The 916-nt window shown below is 33.8% G+C and carries 2 protein-coding genes and 1 pseudogene; all 3 read left to right on the forward strand.

Translation table 11 applies throughout. The features are described 5' to 3' along the window. Window positions 1-179 (forward strand): pantoate--beta-alanine ligase (locus IDG60_RS16390; protein ID WP_481906089.1); only part of this gene is annotated, 179 nt, incomplete at its 5' end. Between the two features lies 1 nt (window position 180). Next, window positions 181-564, forward strand: coding sequence for an aspartate 1-decarboxylase (gene panD, locus IDG60_RS16395; RefSeq protein WP_000621533.1), 384 nt, complete (start codon window positions 181-183; stop codon window positions 562-564). A 99-nt stretch (window positions 565-663) separates the two neighbouring features. Continuing rightward, a pseudogene (gene sasK / locus IDG60_RS16400) lies at window positions 664-916 on the forward strand (LPXTG-anchored surface protein SasK); the annotation flags it as partial.

Here is a 916-nt window from a genome sequence, read left to right on the forward strand (position 1 = left end):
TAGACAGGGTTACTGAATATCTTGAATCACATATAAGTGGACGCATTGAAGAAGTTGCTGTTTATAGTTATCCTCAATTAGTAGAACAACACGAAATAACTGGACGCATATTTATCTCGTTAGCTGTTAAATTTTCAAAAGCGCGTTTAATAGATAATATAATAATTGGAGCTGAATAAAGTGATAAGAACAATGATGAATGCTAAAATTCATAGAGCAAGAGTGACTGAGTCAAATTTAAATTATGTAGGTAGCATTACGATTGATTCAGATATATTGGAAGCGGTAGACATCTTGCCAAATGAAAAAGTAGCCATCGTGAATAATAATAATGGTGCACGTTTTGAAACATACGTAATAGCTGGTGAAAGAGGTAGTGGTAAAATTTGTTTAAACGGTGCAGCATCAAGACTTGTTGAAGTAGGCGATGTAGTCATAATCATGACTTATGCACAGTTGAATGAAGAAGAAATTCAAAACCATGCACCTAAAGTAGCAGTAATGAATGAAGACAATGTCATTATTGAAATGATTCATGAAAAAGAAAATACGATAGTGTTATAAAATAGTATAAGTTAGAAACCTCTAGTAGATAACAATGTAGTTATCCATTAGGGGTTTTTATTTTTATGCCAATTGGGTTAGCGTAATAGAAGTAAAGGTATTATCGTTGCAATTTTATCAGTGTTGATTTTTACGGATAATGCGAACGCCGAAAATAACAAGCCTGAAGGTGTGAATGAAAACAGCAATTTAATACCAGTTAGACAACCGGATGCAAATTATCCTGGGCCAGTTAGTGACATAGCACGTGTGAAAAAACTTGATAATTTAATAGATGGCACGAAAGATCCAGATGTTATCAAGCAGTTGAAAGATGATAATGAGGTGCCGAATAATGCGGTAAAGGCAAAAG

The organism is Staphylococcus sp. EG-SA-2, assembly GCF_017152085.1.